Raw genomic sequence first — 15,848 nt, 5'->3', positions numbered from 1 at the left:
ATCACTCCGGGACGCGGTCAGCGTGCGCTCGGCCGCACGCTGCACGGCAGCTTCACGACCTGAAGGAAGAAGCCCAACCGCCTGACCGCTTCGATGAATGCATCGTATTCGACCGGCTTGGTGATATAGACATTGCAGCCGAGTTCGTAGCACCGCTCGATTTCGCGCGGATCGTCGGTGGTCGTGAGCACGATGACCGGCAGCGACGCAGTTTGCGGCGATTCCTTCAGACGACGCAGCACCTCGACCCCGTCCACGCGCGGCATTTTCAAATCCAGCAGCACCACGCAGTTGCGCAGATCGCCGAGCGGCGCGGGCCCGAAGAAATAGTCCAGCGCCTGGTGACCGTCGGATAGCCGCTTGAAGCCATTGGTCAGGCCTGCGCGACGCAGGTTGCGCTCGACCAGCGTCGCATGGCCATCGTCGTCCTCGATTAGGATGATGCTAACCGTCTCCCCAATTGTCATGATTTTTCCCAAGAAGTATTGTATGCACCGGCATACGGGCCGGAACCGGCGTCCTCGACCCGGTGCGCGGTCAGTACATGGAGAGCGGCCATGCCCGCATCGCGCTGTGCCCAGTAAGGCAAACGTTTGCCACGCTCCTGATTTTTTACCTCCAGTGCGTGGCCGATCGCGACACCTCCCGGGTATGCTATGCCCATCGGCGCGTGCGCGGGTAACGCGACGTAAAACGTCGATCCCGCGCCTTCGGCCGACTCGACCCAGACACGTCCACGATGTCGCTCCACCATCCGCTTGACCAGCGCAAGCCCGACCCCATCGCCAGGACCCGCATCCGTATGCAGCCGCTGGAACGCACTGAATACCTTCGGCAACGACGCCGCCGGAATGCCGCGCCCGTTGTCCCTTACATAATAGACACGATGGCGCTCGCCCGTGCCGGTCAGCCGCGTCGTTGCGATGCGACCGTCCGCCCCAGGTTGTGCGACGTGTGTCGTGGGCGCGTCGGCCTGTGGCGAGTCGCCATCACTGCCCGGATTGATCCAACCCACCTCGATCACGCCGCAGCGGGACGGATCCAGGTAGGCAAATGCATTACCGACCAACTGGCCAAAAATCTGCTCGATCGCGCTAGCATCGCCCCATGCCGACGGCAACGGCTGAATCAGCAGGCGTGCGCCGTTCGCCGACGTTTGGTCCTTCAGCGCCCCGATCACCCGCTGCAATACGGCGTTCACGTCCACCAGCGCCCACTGGTACTCGATCCGGCCCGCGCGCGACAACCGCAGTAATGCTTCAATGATGCCGCCCGCGCGCGTGACCGCGTTTTGCAGAAAACCAATCGACTCCTGGATCTCGCCGTCGACGATGCGCTGCAGCCGTTCACGCTCGGCCACGGGCAGATCCAGCTCGCCAATCGTTTCGCGCAATTCGCTGGCCGAGACCTTCAACTCGCGCGAGAACCCTTGCAGGTTCACCAACGGTGAGCGCAGATCGTGCGACACACTGTAAATAAACATCTCATTGTCTTGCGTCTGTTGACGCAATTCCTCATTGACCTGCGCAAGCTCACCGGTACGTCGTTGCAGGTCGGCCTTCAGCAGTGCATGCTCGCGTTCCGCCCGCACCAGCTTGCGGCTCGTATCATGCAGCACCTCGTCAAGCTCCGCGATTTCATCGCGGCCGCCCAATGGGGCGCCCAGAGGCTCGCCCGTGCCTAGGCGCAGCGCGTTCGTCGTCAAAACCTCGATCCGCTGGCCGATGTGTCGCGCAAACGCAAGCGCTGTGATCACCGCGATTAGCAGCGACGCACTCACCGCAAACCAGAGCATGAACTGTTGCGTCTTCAGCGAGCCTTGCAACTGTGCATTACGATCCGCCTGCAGCTTGTTCTCTGCATCGACGAAGTCGCTCAACTCGCTGCGAAATTCATTGATCTCGCGCGGCATTTCCTCACCGCGGTATGTCTCGATGACGCGCTGGCGCTCACCCTCGCGTAATTGCTCGGCCACGCGCTGCGTTAGCATGCGATACCGGTCGATCGTCTCGCGCATACGCGCAGTGCGACCCGTTTGCTCGGGATTGTCGGCTACTGTCGCTTCAAGTGCATTAAGCCGGTCGGCCAGCTCGATCCATGTCGCGCGCTTGTCCGCGAACGACGGGTCACCGACGATAATTCCCGCCCGCAATTGCGACGCCTGGCGCAGCAACGGACCAAGCAGCGCCTCGGCCTGATTGATCACCTTTTTAGATTGCAACGCCCATCGTTCGGCGTCGGCCACTTGCCGTTCCACGCCGAACAACGCGACCAACAGCGCCAGCTCGCACACTATCGGCACCGCGACGAGCAATAGTCCCTTGGTAAAGAGCCTCATGTGCCAACCGGCATCCGCTCGAACGTCAATGCATGTCCCCTTATCGAACGCCGGCGTCACGTTACGGGTCCAGTGCCGGCCAGCAAACGATTATCGGCCTTGCACGCCGATATTTCAATCGCGAAGCAGGCTCGCGGCGACGTGATCCAGATTCATTTTTTCGAATCGGCCAATATGCTATAAAGATCGGAACGCCTGCACGACGACGGCTGCTGCGTTTGCCGAGGCCGCCGTCTTTTCATTCCATCCGAGCCGTTTCGAGGCGAATACCATGTCCACTTCAAAAAAGCACAGACGCGCCTGCAGCGACGAGTCCTTTTTGGCCCAACTCGCTGGCTGCGAGCCGTTCGCGCAGCTCGACACCAAGATCGCGCGCGCCCGCGCCCAGGACGAACCCGTACTGTATGCGCATGCGCTGCCGGGCTTGGACGTGCTGATCTGCACGGTGCGCGGCGCGCAGCCGCCCTACCCGCGTGCGGCTGAGCTGCGCCGGCGCTGCATCGAATCGGTAGCCCATGCGTTGGAGCAGCCGCTGGACGGGCTCGAGTGCGGCGGCTATTGGTATGAGGCCAACGGCGTCGGCTTCCTGGTGTTCGCCAGCCGGGTGCGCACCGCGATCCTGCCTCAATTCTGCTCGATCGCAAACCGGCGCTCACACGGCGCCGAACGTGACACGCGACGCCCGCTGCGCACACGGCAAACATAATCCACAGCGTGCCGCCGGGCAGCCGCATGTCGTTCATCGGTGCGTTCGCGCCGTCAGGCGGCTTCGCGCAACTGGCCGGACACCTCGGCCTCGGTCAAGTGGGGCGCGAACATCTCGATCAACCGGTATGCATAGGCGCGTAAGAACGCGCCCTTGCGCAGTCCGACGCGGGTCGTGCTCGGCTCGAACAAGTGCTGTGTGTCCAGTGCCACCAACTCACTGTCTCGCTTCGGATCGTACGCCATCGCAGCGACAATGCCTACGCCCAGTCCCAATTCGACATACGTCTTAATCACGTCCGCGTCGATCGCCGTCAGCACCACGTCCGGTGCAACACCGGCCCGCACGAACGCCTGATCCACGTGCGAGCGTCCCGTGAAATCCTGGTCGTACGTGATGATCGGGTAGTCGGCAATATCCTCCAGCGTCACTGCGGGCCGGGTCGCGAGCGGATGCTCGCTTCGCACCACGACGGTGTGGTGCCATGAGTAGCCTGGGAACGTCACGATCTCGCCGTAGCGGTCCAGGCCCTCGGTCGCGATGCCGATATCCGCGTCGCCGTTGATCACCATCTGCGCGATCTGGTGCGGGCTACCCTGGCGCAGCGCGAGATGGACCTTCGGATACATCGCCTTAAAACGATGCACAACCTTGGGCAGTGAGTAGCGCGCTTGCGTGTGCGTGGTGGCGACCACCAGATGGCCGGTGTCCTGATCGGCATACTGCCGCGCGACGCGGCGCAGGTTTTCCGCATCGAGCAACATGCGCTCAATCAGCGTGTGCACGGCCTTGCCGGGCTCCGTCAAGCCAGTGAGCCGCTTGCCCCGGCGGATGAAGATATCGACACCAAGCTCGTCCTCGAGATCCTTGATTTGCTTGGATACCCCCGATTGCGACGTGTACAGCACATTCGCCACTTCGGTCAGATTCATGTTTTGGCGCACGGCCTCGCGCACGAAGCGCAGTTGTTGGAAGTTCATTTTGTTTTCTCAATTTCTCATCGTTGCGCGGGAAACACCCGCACGGCGCGCGGCACTGCGGTCACGCCGTCGCCGACGTCCAGCCCCAGCGCGCGCCATGCGTCACGATCGAGTTCCGCTTCCAGCGTCTGGCCAGCCTGAGCCTGAAGCTCGACGCGCACCGAGCCGCCCAGCGGCACGATCCGCCGCACGTCCACGCGGATACCGTCCTGCGCGGTGCCCGCCTGCGGCAACAGTCGTAGATCGTGCGGCCGCACGAAGGCGAGCGCTGGTCCGCTGAAGTCACCCCGCGCGGCGATCCGTACGCCTTCGCCGTGCGTCACGAAGCCCTGTTCGCTCAGCGTGCCGGACAGCCGATTCGCCGCGCCGAGAAATTCATAGACGAACGCACTGCCCGGATGATCATAGACGTCCTGCGGGCTACCGATCTGCTCGACACGGCCGTGATTGAGCACCACGATCCGGTCTGCCACCTCCAGTGCCTCCTCTTGGTCGTGCGTGACAAAGATGGTCGAGATATGCAAGTCGTCATGCAGACGCCGCAACCAACTGCGTAGCTCCTTACGCACCTTGGCATCGAGCGCGCCGAACGGCTCGTCGAGCAACAATACCTTGGGCTCGACCGCAAGCGCACGCGCCAGCGCAATGCGTTGGCGCTGTCCGCCCGACAGCTCAGATGGATAGCGTTGCGCAAGCCAATCCAGTTGTACAAGCTTGAGCAGCTCGTAGACCTTTTCCCGGATTTGCGCCTCTGAGGGTCGTTCGCGACGCGGCTTCACACGCAGCCCGAACGCGACGTTCTCGAACACCGTCATATGACGGAACAGCGCATAGTGCTGGAACACGAAACCGACCTGACGCTCGCGCGCGCCGACGTCGTTCACGTCCTGCCCGTACAGCACGACCTGACCCGCGTCCGCATACTCCAAACCTGCAATCACGCGCAGCAGCGTGGTCTTGCCGCAGCCGGACGGCCCGAGTAGCGCGACCAGTTCGCCGGACGGGAATTCCAGCGACACGTTGTCGAGCGCGGCGAAATCGCCAAAGTGCTTTTGCAAGTTGCGAACGATAATGCCCATATCAATTTCTGCCTAGATGACTAGCTGGCTGCCGGCTCGCTCGACGTCTGGGTGAGCCGTCGTTGCGCGATCAACTTCAGCGCGAGCGTCACCAGCGCAAGCAACGCCAGTAGCGACGCGACCGCGAACGCGGCGACGAAGTTGTATTCGTTGTAGAGAATTTCCACATGCAGGGGCATCGTGTTGGTCTGCCCGCGAATGTGGCCAGAAACCACCGAGACGGCACCAAACTCACCCATGGCGCGGGCGTTGCACAAGATCACACCATACAATAGGCCCCACTTGACGTTGGGCAACGTCACGCGCCGAAAGATCTGCCAGCCGGAGGCCCCCAGCACGCGGGCCGCTTCCTCCTCGTCGGCGCCCTGCGCCTGCATCAGCGGGATCAACTCGCGCGCAACAAACGGAAACGTGACGAACACCGTCGCCAGCACGATGCCCGGCACCGCGAAGATGATCTGCACGTTGCGATCCTGTAGCCACGGGCCGAACCAACCTTGCGCGCCGAACATCAACACGTAGATTAGCCCGGAGATCACCGGCGATACCGAAAATGGCAAGTCGATCAGCGTGGTCAGCAGACTCTTGCCGCGGAACTCGAACTTTGCAATTGCCCATGACGCGCACAAGCCGAATACGACGTTCAGCGGCACGGCAATTACCGCCGTGATCAATGTTAGCTTGATTGCCGACAGCGCATCCGGGTCGGTCAGGGCGCTCAGATAGGCCCCCACGCCCTTGGCTAGCGCCTGATAGAACACCGCGACCAGCGGCAGCACTAGGAACAGGCCGAGAAAAAGCAGCGCGATCGCAGTCAGCGCCCAACGTACCGCACGTAGCTCGGTCGTCGCGCCCACGCGCGGTGCCCGCCTCGACTGCACGCTAGTGCCGATCGCGACCGCCGATTGAGTGGCTTGCTGGCTCATTGCGCCCCTCCAGCCACGACCACGGACGGTGCAACGCCAGACGGCATCGCGCGGCGCGTACTGGATGTGCGCCGCTGCAGCACCCATTGCAGCGTGTTGATCGCCAATAGCAGCAGGAACGATACGAGCAACATCACGACTGCCAGTGCCGTCGCACCCGCATAGTCGTACTGTTCCAGCTTCGTGATGATCAACAATGATGTGATTTCAGACTTCATTGGCACATTGCCCGCAATGAAAATCACCGAGCCATATTCGCCAAGTGCGCGCGCAAACGCGAGCGCAAAACCCGTCAGCAACGCGGGCAGCAACGAAGGCAGGACCACACGGCGAAAGGCCAGCCAGCGCGTCGCACCGAGGCAGGCAGCGGCCTTCTCCTGCTCTCGCTCGAAGTCCTCCAGCACCGGCTGCACGGTGCGTACCACGAACGGCATGCCAATGAAAGTCAGCGCGACCAGCATCCCGAGCGGCGTGAACGCCACCTTGATGTCGAGCGGGGCGAGCAGCGAGCCCACCCAGCCGTTACCCGAATAGACGGCGGCCAGCGCAATGCCAGCGACCGCAGTGGGCAAAGCGAACGGCAAATCGACCACCGCATCGACGAGCCGCTTGAACGGAAACTCGTACCGCACCAGCACCCATGCTACGAGAAGGCCGAACACTGCATTGAGCAGCGCGGCGCCCAGCGACGCGCAGAACGTAAGCCGGTACGAGGCCAGCACGCGCGGCGATGCGACGGCACGTGCAAACTCGGGCCACGTCAATGTCGCCGTCTTCAAGAAGGTCGCGGCGAGCGGAATCAGCACCACTAGGCCCAAATACGCCACCGTGATACCGAGCGTGACACCGAACCCGGGCAACGCACTGGGCTTGCGAAAAGAAAAACGACTCATGCCTGCTACTCGCCTCCAAGCACCACTCGTGCCGGGCCCAGAGGAACCGGGCTCAGCGCACGCTGGCAGCCATCTCAGGCCGCGGGCCGCCGCCTGGCGGCCGTCGTCGGTTTACTGTGGCTGATAAATCGAATCGAATACTCCACCGTCAGCAAAATGCACTTTTTGAGCATTCGCCCATCCGCCGAATGTATCGTCGACCGTATACAGCTTGAGCTTTGGGAACGGCCGGGTCAGCGCCTCGGGCACCTTACTCGAGCGCGGCCGATAGAAGTGCTTCGCCGCAATCTGCTGGCCCTGCTCGGTGTACAGGAAGTTCAGGTAAGCTTGCGCGAGCTTGCGCGTGCCGTGTCGGTCCACCACCTTATCGACCAACGCGACCGGCGGTTCAGCCAGGATGCTGACCGATGGCACCACGATCTCAAATGTATCGGGCCCGAATTCCTTGAGCGATAGAAATGCCTCGTTTTCCCAGGCGAGCAGCACGTCGCCGATGCCGCGCTGCACGAAGCTGGTGGTCGCTCCCCGCGCGCCGGAATCGAGCACTCCGACATTCTTGTACAGCTTTGCGACAAACTCGCGCGCCTTTTGCTCATTACCGCCCGGCTGGTGCAACGCGTACGCCCATGCAGCCAAGTAGTTCCAACGTGCGCCACCGGAGGTCTTCGGGTTCGGTGTAATAATGGACACGCCCGGCTTGACCAGATCGTCCCAGTCCTTAATACGTTTCGGATTGCCTTTGCGCACGACGAACACGATCGTCGACGTGTACGGCGACGCATTGTCCGGCAAGCGTTTTTGCCAATCCGCATCCATCAGTCCCTTCTTGGCGATCGCGTCGATATCGTAGGCCAGCGCCAACGTGACGACGTCCGCCTGCAAGCCATCGATGACCGAGCGCGCCTGCGCGCCTGAGCCGCCGTGCGACTGCTTGAACAAAACGCTCTCACCGGTCTTGGCCTTCCATTCCTTTGCGAACGCCTGATTCACATCCTGGTACAGCTCCCGCGTCGGGTCGTACGATACATTGAGTAGTGTGCTGCCCGCGACGGACGTGCCGCTGACCACGACGCCGCCCGTCAGCACCCATGCCGCGGCCAGGCGCCGCCACGCCGATGCGCTGTCGCACTGCCGCGCCCGCCCCGTTACCTGTTCACTCATTGGTATGCCCGTGGATGTCGTGAGGGACCGGCCAAGTCTAACGAACGCATTTCATTATCAAAAATAATCGTTCCTTATGCTTTTATATTCAAAAGTCGTAAGCCACGGAGCGACACGCCCTTCTATTCCTGAGCGGGGAACGGCGACTTCAAATAGCACTTGAAATACCGTTGATACTGTATAAAAATACAGGTGTCTGTTCATCCATACAGTAACCATGACTAAACTCACCGTCCGTCAGCAGCAGGTCTACGACTTGATCCGCCGCGCGATCGAGCGCACCGGCTTTCCGCCGACGCGCGCCGAGATTGCTGCAGAACTCGGCTTCAGCTCGGCCAATTCGGCCGAAGAGCACTTACGCGCGCTGGCGCGCAAAGGGGTGATCGAACTGGCGGCGGGTGCGTCACGCGGGATCCGGTTGCTGTCGACGGACGACGGACCGCGCCACTACACGCTACCGCATCCGGCGCTCATGCAGTTGTCGCTGCCGCTAGTCGGTCGCGTCGCGGCCGGCAGTCCGATCCTGGCTCAGGAGCATATCGCGCAGCGTTACGCGTGCGACCCAGCGTTGTTTGCGAGCCGGCCCGACTATCTTCTGAAAGTGCGCGGGATGTCGATGCGCGATGCGGGAATCTTCGACGGAGACCTGCTGGCCGTACAGAAACAGCACGACGCGAAAGAAGGCCAGATCGTGGTGGCGCGGCTGGGCGACGATGTAACGGTCAAGCGCTTCCATCGACTGGCGAATGGTATCGAACTGATCGCGGAAAATCCGGATTACGAGAACATCGTCGTAAGCCCAGGACAGGAAGATTTCGAACTGGAAGGCGTTGCGGTCGGCTTGATCCGTCCCAACGCATTCTAAATACCGACACAGAGAAACCGATGAAACGACTTGCCCACCTGTTTCCATTACGCGCGTTCGGGCGCCTGCGTTATCTGCGAGGCCTCGTGCCATGTGGTGCATCGTCGCGCCCCGCCACTTTGTTCGGTCCGGTGATGGGCGACGCGACGCCGGCACAGCACCCGACCGCACTGGTGGACAACGACGTGGCACACGTCATGCAGACACACATAATATTGCCATCCGGGTTGCCAGCTTTCGCGCGCTCGCCGCTGCGCCACGGCGTGCCTCAGGCCGAACCGACCCGTCGTCGCCCATTGCGGAAGGACGATCCGGTGCGCGTCTACCGCAGTGCGTCACGTGTGGTGCTCGTGGGCCATATCGATGCGGTTTGCAGTATGATCGACCAGTATATCGCGGCAGAAGAGACTGGGGTTGCCCCCAGCTTGCTGGATTAATTTGCTCCCGCTACAACTGCGCATATGACATCGGCCTCATTCAAGCGTCTTTTCGCCGCAGGGGTGGCACTAGCTAGCGTGCTGGCAGGCGTGCTCAGTTACGCGTCGCCTTATATCGTCCTGAGCCGCCTGGAGCATGCAGCCGATGCACGCGACGCCGAGGCGGTCAATCGATACGTCGACTACCCTGCATTGCGTACCAGTCTGAAACAGGAACTCAATGCACAAATCGCGCGCGCGGTCGGCACGCATGCGGATGATTCGCCGCTGGCGCAGGCAGTCGCGAGTGTCGGCACGATGGTCGGCTCCGCATTGATCGCACCTATTGTCGAGATTTATGCGACGCCAGACGGCGTAGCTGCGTTGCTAGCCGGCATGCCCCCGCACGATGTGGCGAGCGACACGGCACCACCGGGCCCGGTGCGGGCTCCGCAAGCCGATGCGACACGCGGCGCAGCCGTTTCGGGCGCCTCGGCTTCAACCGGTTCCAGTACGCCAGGCGGCCGGCAGCCCGTGGCCGGCACGTCCAGAAGTGGCGGCGCTCAAGTGAGCGCCGGCTATCGCGGCATCAACGAGTTCGTGGTCCGATATCGCGCTGAGCCGAAGGAGCCGCCATATACAACGATTTTTCATCGCACCGGCGTCTTCAGTTGGCAACTTGTCGGCGTCAAACTCAACGGTTCATGATGCGGGCCGTTGCGACACGCGGCACACTCATGCAAGCCCGCACCGCAGTGCGCCGATCAAGCCCTTTCGGCGGCTGCGGTGGTGGATAACGGCGCCCAAAAAGCCTATGCAAATAAGACGGCCGTCGACGCCCTGTCATTTACCGCCAAACAGGCGGTGCTACGGGTTACTGGATCTAAACGGCGCCGGCAAGACGACCACGCTACGTATGGTGTTGGCGAAGATTGACATCCGTAGCACTTTTTGGCTTTTTTTGAGTTAATCGTAGCTGTTTGACAAGTTTTGTGTGCCCTTCACCAAGCGAAGCCGCACTCGTGCGTGCGTGACCCGTGCGTGCTTGTCGACTTATGAAAATTGCTTGCGAAAGTAATATACCTAGGCTACAGTAAGTTCCGAAGCAAGTCGCAACCTTACTATAATATTTAGCGAAGTGATTCTATGGAGTTGCTTCGGTGCGTAGCCGTCTAGAAGAAAAACGGGTTACTGGCTGAAAAATCGCAAAGCGCCATGAGACTGATAGCGAGCGCGAAAAAATGGGTTACACGGAGAAGCGCGACTGGAACAACGTATCGAGTGGCCTGTATCACTCAGCGTGTTTAATTCAGCTTGCGTGGATCCGTGGGCAAACGAGCAAGAAGTAGATCGGCGTATCCGGTAGGTATGTCGGTTGGCTGTTGCAATGGTGTTAGGCATCGTAGTGATCGGCCTAACTATTTGGGAGCGGGTGCGGTACAAGCTAAATTTTTATCTCAAGGAGAAAGCGATGAAAAAGATGAGAAGAAATTTGGGGCGTTCTAGCCTGGGCTGGCGTGCGACTTGGCTATGGTTAGCGGGGATAGTAGGCATAAGCGGCGTGGTGCAGGAAGTGAGCGCGCATGGCGCAGTAGGCTTTCCGATCGCCCGACAGTATCAATGCAATTTGGACGGAGGCTATTGGGGGGCACCCAACGGCTCCGATATTCCGAACGCTGATTGCCGGGCCGCCTATCGCGCAGGCGACAACAGTCCTTACCCGTTTGTGCAGTGGAATGAGGTTTCTGCCAATCCAAGGGATCCCGAGGATTTTAGCGAAATCATAAAGGCCGTGCCCGACGGGCTACTGTGCGCGGGAGGTGACCCGCGTAAGCAGGGACTGGACCGTACACCCACGACCCTTTGGCGTAAAACCAAAATTACCCCCAAAAATGGTGCTATAGAGCTGGTCTGGGAAAACACGACGGCACATAATCCTTCACGCATGCGTGTGTTTATCTCCAAGCCCTCATACGATCCGACTCGACCACTAACCTGGTCTGATCTTGACCTAATTTACGATGCACCCGCTCCGGCCCCGGTGCCCGCTAATGGCGAAGGCCATTTGCCGAATGTACGGTCATTTTATAAACTCAACGTTTCTATTCCGGAAGATCGTAAAGGCGATGCGGTTCTTTATAGCTACTGGCAACGTATAGATGCAGGCAACGAGGGGTTTTTTAATTGCAGTGATGTAACGATCGTGCGTGAGTGAGCAAGCACGCACACCCGTGTTGAAATAGGTTGAGCTGGCGCTCTCCGAGCGTCCAGCTCCGCGCTTAAGGCCGGTAAGCAGGCACACCTTCGTATGATGGGCGAAAGCCCTTCAACTCGTCCCCCCTCACGCTTAGTAGCGTTGAACGCACGCATGAAGCGACTTCACCGCAGTTGGGAACAGCGGCGGCGTCAATATTTGCTTGGCACTCTTGCTGCTCTCAGTTCAGTCCGTTCAAGAAATTCATAACATTCTGCGGCGTGATCCGATAATTGCAGTTCGATTGAATTGTTAATCTCACGGTTATTGAATGATTATGCAAATCCCGGATTATTTTTCTCCATGCTTGAGTTATGGCGTCAGGTAATTGCATAGAATCGAGAAGTCACGTCAGAGCCGCGCGGCAATGGTTGGGCTGCCAATTGTTACGCAGGTAACCATGGCGACAACCCGCTCAGGCGATCGCCATTGGCTTGGCTATTCGATGAATGACCGATCGTCTGCATTCAAGCGTGACGACAAGCGAGAGGCCAAGGGCGACATCGCGCCACACTGAATGATGCGGTCAAGCCGGTACTACGCGCTCTAACGATCAACCAGCCGTTGGTCGCTCGCTACCGTGCCCACGACCTTTCCGGCGGTTGGGTAGGCTACCGCGATTGCCACATTAAACCCGAACTACTACTGACTGACCTACCGAAAGTCGAATTCCGACATTCATTAACGCCGCTTGGTTCACACAGTGAAATATTCGGGTGTTAACGTTCACAGTGCATTCTAATTAGTGAACGCTGGCTTTTTTCTCAGCAAACTTGTTCACACGCCTGGCATGATTTATAACAAATATGGCGGATTATTCGGTATCCTTCATCGATGTGTTACGTTGCCATGTTAGTTGGGCTTCTCATACTAGCCATCTGGAAAAACGCATGTTACGCTTGGTGAGCGTGAGGATAAGTAACGGCTTGCTAGTGACGCACTCACACATGAGAAATTTTTATTGCGCCATCTGACAAGCTTGTTATAAGTGCATTTACGTCCGCATTGTGTCACGTCTCTTAATTTATTCATCAAAGGAGAGGCAGAATGAATAATAAATTTTTTATCTCTTTAATTTGCATGGCATTCTTCACAACAAAAAATGCATTTGCAATGGATGGCGGGTTTTGTTTTCCCGCAAAACAAGCGGAAAGAGGGAAAACCATTATAGCCAGCACAGAAATTGGAATTAATATGAAATGGATATGCGATGACGAAATTATGGAAAGGTTTTTTTATAGACCAGCAGCAACCACATCACAACTTTATAGCATGGGTTTCCGTATTATTGGAGTTTACACAATAGGCCCCTCTATGAGCAAACATTTACAAGAAGGCACCCCCTATATTCTTATCGAAAGGTACCGCTAAAACATGCAAAAATCAACAACAAACAAATAGCCGCTAATAAAGCTTAGTCAAAATTTTTCCTCTTATATGACAACCACCACAAATAAAAACTATAAATCTTATCGTCTTATTGCGCCTGTGCTTCGGGCGCCCGCCTTACCGGAAAAACTTTTATTAAGCTGCAAGGTGGGCAAAACAATGATGTAGAAAAATTTTTCTCTTCCTAACCTTTAATTTCTCTGACTTTTAACTAGTTTCTTGTCGCAGTACGTTCAGGTCAGTGCGTCCCCATGCTGTACATAGATGCAGCGCATCGTTGCCGGTAATGACAAAAGCTTGACGCAATGCCGAAATTGCCGTGGACACTTGCCGGCTTGTCCTGGACTGCAATTTGACGGTCTAAATGGCCGATGAGTCGGTAAACGCAAAAAACCCGCTGGCTTTCGTTTAGCAGGCTTGGACGTACATTTGACATGTATCAAATATCGCAGATTATTGTGCATGGTTTGCGCTATGTCAAACCGACGTTGCAAGTTGCCGGATCGCAGCGATTTTCTCGGCACCGATCCGCTCCTTCGTCATTTCCGTATCGTAGTGCGTCTGGAGGCTCATCCAGCTTTGCGGATCAACACCAAAGAAAGCGCCCAACCGCACAGCTGTATCAGCCGTGATGGCACGACCGTGTTTAATGATCTCGTTGATACGACGCGGTGGCACCTCGATCGCTTTCGCCAGAGCATATTGCGAAATGCCCATTGGCTCAAGCCATTCGCGTGCCAGAATTTCACCAGGCGTCGCCAGCGGAACTTCCCGTGCCATAAGTTCATCTCCCGATAATAGTTTAATGGTAGTTGACAATTTCCACATCCGTCGCATTGCCATTTGCGAACTTGAAACATACGTGCCATTGGTTATTAACGCGGATGCTTTACTGGCTGATTCGATCTCGCTTCACGGCCTCCAGCTGATTTCCCGGCGGAATCTTCAAAAAATCCAGAGCAACGGCAGCGTGCAGTTGCTGCAATTTCCGTATGGCGACCGCCTCGATAGTGGCGAAGCGGGCAACGCGCTTGTTGTTAAAAAGCGTTTCCGTGCCCTGTTGTGAAGTGCGGCGCAACGAGGAGCATCCGCGCACCGAGGCAGCGGAACTGGAAGGCTTCCTGGCGTTCACGTCTTAGATCGCATCGCTCGGCGGCCAAAGGACCATCGTCGGAATGGCCGCGGCATACGCCACGTTGGCGGGCAATCGGAGGCTCAAACTTCTCGACTTGCCGCGGCTGCAGATAGGCTATCGAGTCTGTCCTGAACAATACGCTTTGCTCTGCGGCGAATTCATGCTGCTGACACCATGTGAGCCTCACGATTGAGCAGAGCAAGCCAGATCAGGGCGCAAAAAAGCCGCAGCTTGCGCAGGATCATGCGCAGGTTGTGGCCGGCGCCGCACAGCACCGCATGAATCGCATCGCCCAGCGTACCCTTGAGCCAATTTCGATCGAGCTTGCCGTCTGACTTCATGTGTCCGATGGCCGGCTCGATTGCACTGCGACGCCGAATCATTGCTCGCAGGCCGCGCGTGATGCCGCGTCGCAAGCCGGGATGATAGAGCTTCACGCCATCGACCGCGACGCCCTTGTAGCCGCGGTCCACGACAGCCATCTGCGGCTGAACGTCGCTTAGGATCGCCGCCTGTTCCAACGCTTCGGCTAGCGTGTGTCCATCGTAGGGATTGCCGGGCATCGAACGAGCTCCGATTACCAGACCCTCCTTGTGCGTCGTCGTGATCGACACCTTCACGCCGAATTCGTACGGCTTGCGTGGTTTGCCTTTCGCCAAGCACTCGACTTCCGGCGCATGCAGCGCATACAGCTTGTTTTTGTCCTTGTGCTTTTGCGTGAGAATTCGCTTCGTGCGGCCAAGCAGCGCTTCCAACGCCGCGCGACTTTGCTCAGCGACGCCGTCCAGCTGCCTCTGGACATCACGCATCACGCGTCCTACTCGAGAACGCAAAGTGCGCAGCGCTTTGTTCATCCGCTTGTACTGCTTCGCATGCGCATAGCGGCCTACCTGGCTTGCCAGACGCGGCGCCTCGCGATTGTAATTTTGCCGCAGCTTCAGCCTGTGCCGGGCGGCCGCTTTGACCAGATGTTCCCGGCAACGCTCGAGCAGACGCGAGTCGGTAGGATGCGCAATCGCCTTTTCCATCACCGTCGTATCGACGATCACCCGCTTCAGGCTCGAAGTCTTGATGACGTTCGCGCGTTTGGCCGCTTCGATCGTCTCGGCCAACAGTTCTTCAACGCCGGCTTCGCCTAGCCGCTTGCGCCAGCGCGTCAGGCTCGACGGATCAATCGGCGGCTTCGTCTGCAAGTACGTCTGGCCGGTGAACACCTGCCAATATGGGTTCTCCAGCCATTGCCAGACCACGTCCTCATCCGACAAGTCGAACGCATGCTGCAAGTACAGCAGCCCCGCGATCAAACGCGGCGACGTTGCCGGCCGGCCGCGCTGCGACACGAAGCTCGCGCTCATCGCCGTGCTCAATCGGTCACAATCAATCAGATCGGCCAGACGAACCAATGGATGCTTTAAGTTGATCTGCTCGCGCAGCGGCTGGCGGAACAAATCTCCCTCTGGCGCCGGCGTCTTCGGACCCATTCAACCCTCGTCGAAATTTGCAGGAAATTCACGCCAATATGCCTGTCTCTTGCAATTCCCACAATACCTTTTCAGCTTCCCAGCCTTGCTGCATAAGCCTGGACGGATTGTTCAGGTCCGACTATCGAGATCACGCTGGCCATTTCAAAGTTGCTGTCTACGATCGCACAAAGATCGTGAAGCGGCGAGGTATGTAATGCCCAAATTGGGAATGGCAAAGCAAAA

The 15,848-nt window shown here is 58.5% G+C and carries 16 protein-coding genes and 1 pseudogene; 8 read left to right on the top strand and 9 right to left on the bottom strand.

Going from position 1 to position 15,848, the window contains the following annotated elements; all coding sequences use genetic code 11:
* Positions 1 to 17: 17 nt before the first annotated feature.
* Together RA167_RS05290 and RA167_RS05285 are read right to left on the bottom strand one after the other, a co-directional pair.
* Entirely contained in the window at positions 18 to 467 is a 450-nt protein-coding gene (locus tag RA167_RS05290) for a response regulator (RefSeq protein WP_076786930.1), read from the bottom strand.
* Positions 464 to 2,338 carry a sensor histidine kinase gene (locus RA167_RS05285; RefSeq protein ID WP_235090505.1) on the bottom strand — a complete coding sequence of 625 codons (1,875 nt, stop codon included), beginning with the start codon at positions 2,336 to 2,338 and terminating at the stop codon, positions 464 to 466. Before RA167_RS05285 ends, RA167_RS05290 begins: the two co-directional genes overlap by 4 nt.
* A 271-nt stretch (positions 2,339 to 2,609) precedes the next feature.
* Between RA167_RS05285 and RA167_RS05280 the strand changes: the two genes are divergently transcribed.
* Positions 2,610 to 3,044: a hypothetical protein gene (locus tag RA167_RS05280; RefSeq protein WP_076786925.1), complete on the top strand. Its 435-nt coding sequence runs from the start codon at positions 2,610 to 2,612 to the stop codon at positions 3,042 to 3,044.
* A gap of 53 nt (positions 3,045 to 3,097) precedes the next feature.
* On the opposite strand, the gene RA167_RS05275 is transcribed toward RA167_RS05280, so the two are convergent.
* The 5 genes from RA167_RS05275 to RA167_RS05255 form a co-directional block, all read right to left on the bottom strand.
* Positions 3,098 to 4,024 (bottom strand): CysB family HTH-type transcriptional regulator, encoded by a 927-nt coding sequence (locus RA167_RS05275; RefSeq protein ID WP_076786923.1) that lies wholly within the window; start codon positions 4,022 to 4,024, stop codon positions 3,098 to 3,100.
* A gap of 17 nt (positions 4,025 to 4,041) precedes the next feature.
* Complete coding sequence (locus RA167_RS05270; RefSeq protein ID WP_076786920.1) at positions 4,042 to 5,103, bottom strand: sulfate/molybdate ABC transporter ATP-binding protein; 1,062 nt, start codon at positions 5,101 to 5,103, stop codon at positions 4,042 to 4,044.
* A gap of 20 nt (positions 5,104 to 5,123) precedes the next feature.
* Positions 5,124 to 6,029, bottom strand: coding sequence for a sulfate ABC transporter permease subunit CysW (cysW, locus tag RA167_RS05265; RefSeq protein WP_076786918.1), 906 nt, complete (start codon positions 6,027 to 6,029; stop codon positions 5,124 to 5,126).
* Positions 6,026 to 6,922 carry a sulfate ABC transporter permease subunit CysT gene (cysT, locus tag RA167_RS05260; protein ID WP_076786916.1) on the bottom strand — a complete coding sequence of 299 codons (897 nt, stop codon included), beginning with the start codon at positions 6,920 to 6,922 and terminating at the stop codon, positions 6,026 to 6,028. Before cysT ends, cysW begins: the two co-directional genes overlap by 4 nt.
* A 111-nt stretch (positions 6,923 to 7,033) precedes the next feature.
* Positions 7,034 to 8,083 (bottom strand): sulfate ABC transporter substrate-binding protein, encoded by a 1,050-nt coding sequence (locus RA167_RS05255; protein ID WP_076786913.1) that lies wholly within the window; start codon positions 8,081 to 8,083, stop codon positions 7,034 to 7,036.
* A gap of 217 nt (positions 8,084 to 8,300) precedes the next feature.
* On the opposite strand from RA167_RS05255, the gene lexA reads away from it, so the two are divergent.
* From lexA to RA167_RS05225, 6 genes and pseudogenes are all read left to right on the top strand, one after another.
* On the top strand, positions 8,301 to 8,948 hold the full coding sequence (lexA, locus tag RA167_RS05250; RefSeq protein WP_076786911.1) for a transcriptional repressor LexA: 648 nt from the start codon (positions 8,301 to 8,303) through the stop codon (positions 8,946 to 8,948).
* Positions 8,949 to 8,968: 20 nt separating this feature from the next.
* The gene (locus RA167_RS05245) at positions 8,969 to 9,385 is read left to right on the top strand and encodes a hypothetical protein (protein ID WP_076786909.1); all 417 of its coding nucleotides are present in this window, start codon (positions 8,969 to 8,971) and stop codon (positions 9,383 to 9,385) included.
* A 24-nt stretch (positions 9,386 to 9,409) separates the two neighbouring features.
* On the top strand, positions 9,410 to 10,072 hold the full coding sequence (locus RA167_RS05240; protein ID WP_076786907.1) for a DUF2939 domain-containing protein: 663 nt from the start codon (positions 9,410 to 9,412) through the stop codon (positions 10,070 to 10,072).
* 763 nt (positions 10,073 to 10,835) lie between these two features.
* A pseudogene (locus RA167_RS05235) lies at positions 10,836 to 11,576 on the top strand (lytic polysaccharide monooxygenase); the annotation flags it as partial.
* 606 nt (positions 11,577 to 12,182) lie between these two features.
* Positions 12,183 to 12,341, top strand: coding sequence for a type II toxin-antitoxin system mRNA interferase toxin, RelE/StbE family (locus RA167_RS15640; RefSeq protein ID WP_237574297.1), 159 nt, complete (start codon positions 12,183 to 12,185; stop codon positions 12,339 to 12,341).
* Between the two features lie 324 nt (positions 12,342 to 12,665).
* Positions 12,666 to 12,989 carry a hypothetical protein gene (locus tag RA167_RS05225; RefSeq protein WP_139337107.1) on the top strand — a complete coding sequence of 108 codons (324 nt, stop codon included), beginning with the start codon at positions 12,666 to 12,668 and terminating at the stop codon, positions 12,987 to 12,989.
* Positions 12,990 to 13,484: 495 nt separating this feature from the next.
* On the opposite strand, the gene RA167_RS05220 is transcribed toward RA167_RS05225, so the two are convergent.
* A complete protein-coding gene (locus RA167_RS05220) occupies positions 13,485 to 13,787 on the bottom strand; it encodes a HigA family addiction module antitoxin (protein ID WP_076786903.1) in 303 nt (100 codons plus the stop codon).
* Between the two features lie 25 nt (positions 13,788 to 13,812).
* On the opposite strand from RA167_RS05220, the gene RA167_RS15635 reads away from it, so the two are divergent.
* Positions 13,813 to 14,073, top strand: coding sequence for a hypothetical protein (locus tag RA167_RS15635; RefSeq protein ID WP_170872408.1), 261 nt, complete (start codon positions 13,813 to 13,815; stop codon positions 14,071 to 14,073).
* Between the two features lie 227 nt (positions 14,074 to 14,300).
* Here the strand turns inward: RA167_RS15635 and RA167_RS05210 are convergent, their stop codons facing one another.
* Positions 14,301 to 15,623 carry an IS5 family transposase gene (locus RA167_RS05210; RefSeq protein WP_076786901.1) on the bottom strand — a complete coding sequence of 441 codons (1,323 nt, stop codon included), beginning with the start codon at positions 15,621 to 15,623 and terminating at the stop codon, positions 14,301 to 14,303.
* Positions 15,624 to 15,848: the final 225 nt, after the last annotated feature.

This window comes from Mycetohabitans endofungorum, assembly GCF_037477895.1.
Taxonomy (GTDB): domain Bacteria; phylum Pseudomonadota; class Gammaproteobacteria; order Burkholderiales; family Burkholderiaceae; genus Mycetohabitans.
The sequence above is the reverse complement of the archived record's forward strand: the minus strand, read 5'-3'. Positions and strand labels throughout refer to the sequence as shown.

What these genes read in the sequence shown, in the direction of transcription:
- RA167_RS05290 (WP_076786930.1), bottom strand. Translation starts at nt 467, where the DNA reads ATGACAATTGGGGAGACGGTTAGCATCATCCTAATCGAGGACGACGAT.
- RA167_RS05285 (WP_235090505.1), bottom strand. Translation starts at nt 2,338, where the DNA reads ATGAGGCTCTTTACCAAGGGACTATTGCTCGTCGCGGTGCCGATAGTG.
- RA167_RS05280 (WP_076786925.1), top strand. Translation starts at nt 2,610, where the DNA reads ATGTCCACTTCAAAAAAGCACAGACGCGCCTGCAGCGACGAGTCCTTT.
- RA167_RS05275 (WP_076786923.1), bottom strand. Translation starts at nt 4,024, where the DNA reads ATGAACTTCCAACAACTGCGCTTCGTGCGCGAGGCCGTGCGCCAAAAC.
- RA167_RS05270 (WP_076786920.1), bottom strand. Translation starts at nt 5,103, where the DNA reads ATGGGCATTATCGTTCGCAACTTGCAAAAGCACTTTGGCGATTTCGCC.
- cysW (WP_076786918.1), bottom strand. Translation starts at nt 6,029, where the DNA reads ATGAGCCAGCAAGCCACTCAATCGGCGGTCGCGATCGGCACTAGCGTG.
- cysT (WP_076786916.1), bottom strand. Translation starts at nt 6,922, where the DNA reads ATGAGTCGTTTTTCTTTTCGCAAGCCCAGTGCGTTGCCCGGGTTCGGT.
- RA167_RS05255 (WP_076786913.1), bottom strand. Translation starts at nt 8,083, where the DNA reads ATGAGTGAACAGGTAACGGGGCGGGCGCGGCAGTGCGACAGCGCATCG.
- lexA (WP_076786911.1), top strand. Translation starts at nt 8,301, where the DNA reads ATGACTAAACTCACCGTCCGTCAGCAGCAGGTCTACGACTTGATCCGC.
- RA167_RS05245 (WP_076786909.1), top strand. Translation starts at nt 8,969, where the DNA reads ATGAAACGACTTGCCCACCTGTTTCCATTACGCGCGTTCGGGCGCCTG.
- RA167_RS05240 (WP_076786907.1), top strand. Translation starts at nt 9,410, where the DNA reads ATGACATCGGCCTCATTCAAGCGTCTTTTCGCCGCAGGGGTGGCACTA.
- RA167_RS05225 (WP_139337107.1), top strand. Translation starts at nt 12,666, where the DNA reads ATGAATAATAAATTTTTTATCTCTTTAATTTGCATGGCATTCTTCACA.
- RA167_RS05220 (WP_076786903.1), bottom strand. Translation starts at nt 13,787, where the DNA reads ATGGCACGGGAAGTTCCGCTGGCGACGCCTGGTGAAATTCTGGCACGC.
- RA167_RS15635 (WP_170872408.1), top strand. Translation starts at nt 13,813, where the DNA reads ATGGTAGTTGACAATTTCCACATCCGTCGCATTGCCATTTGCGAACTT.
- RA167_RS05210 (WP_076786901.1), bottom strand. Translation starts at nt 15,623, where the DNA reads ATGGGTCCGAAGACGCCGGCGCCAGAGGGAGATTTGTTCCGCCAGCCG.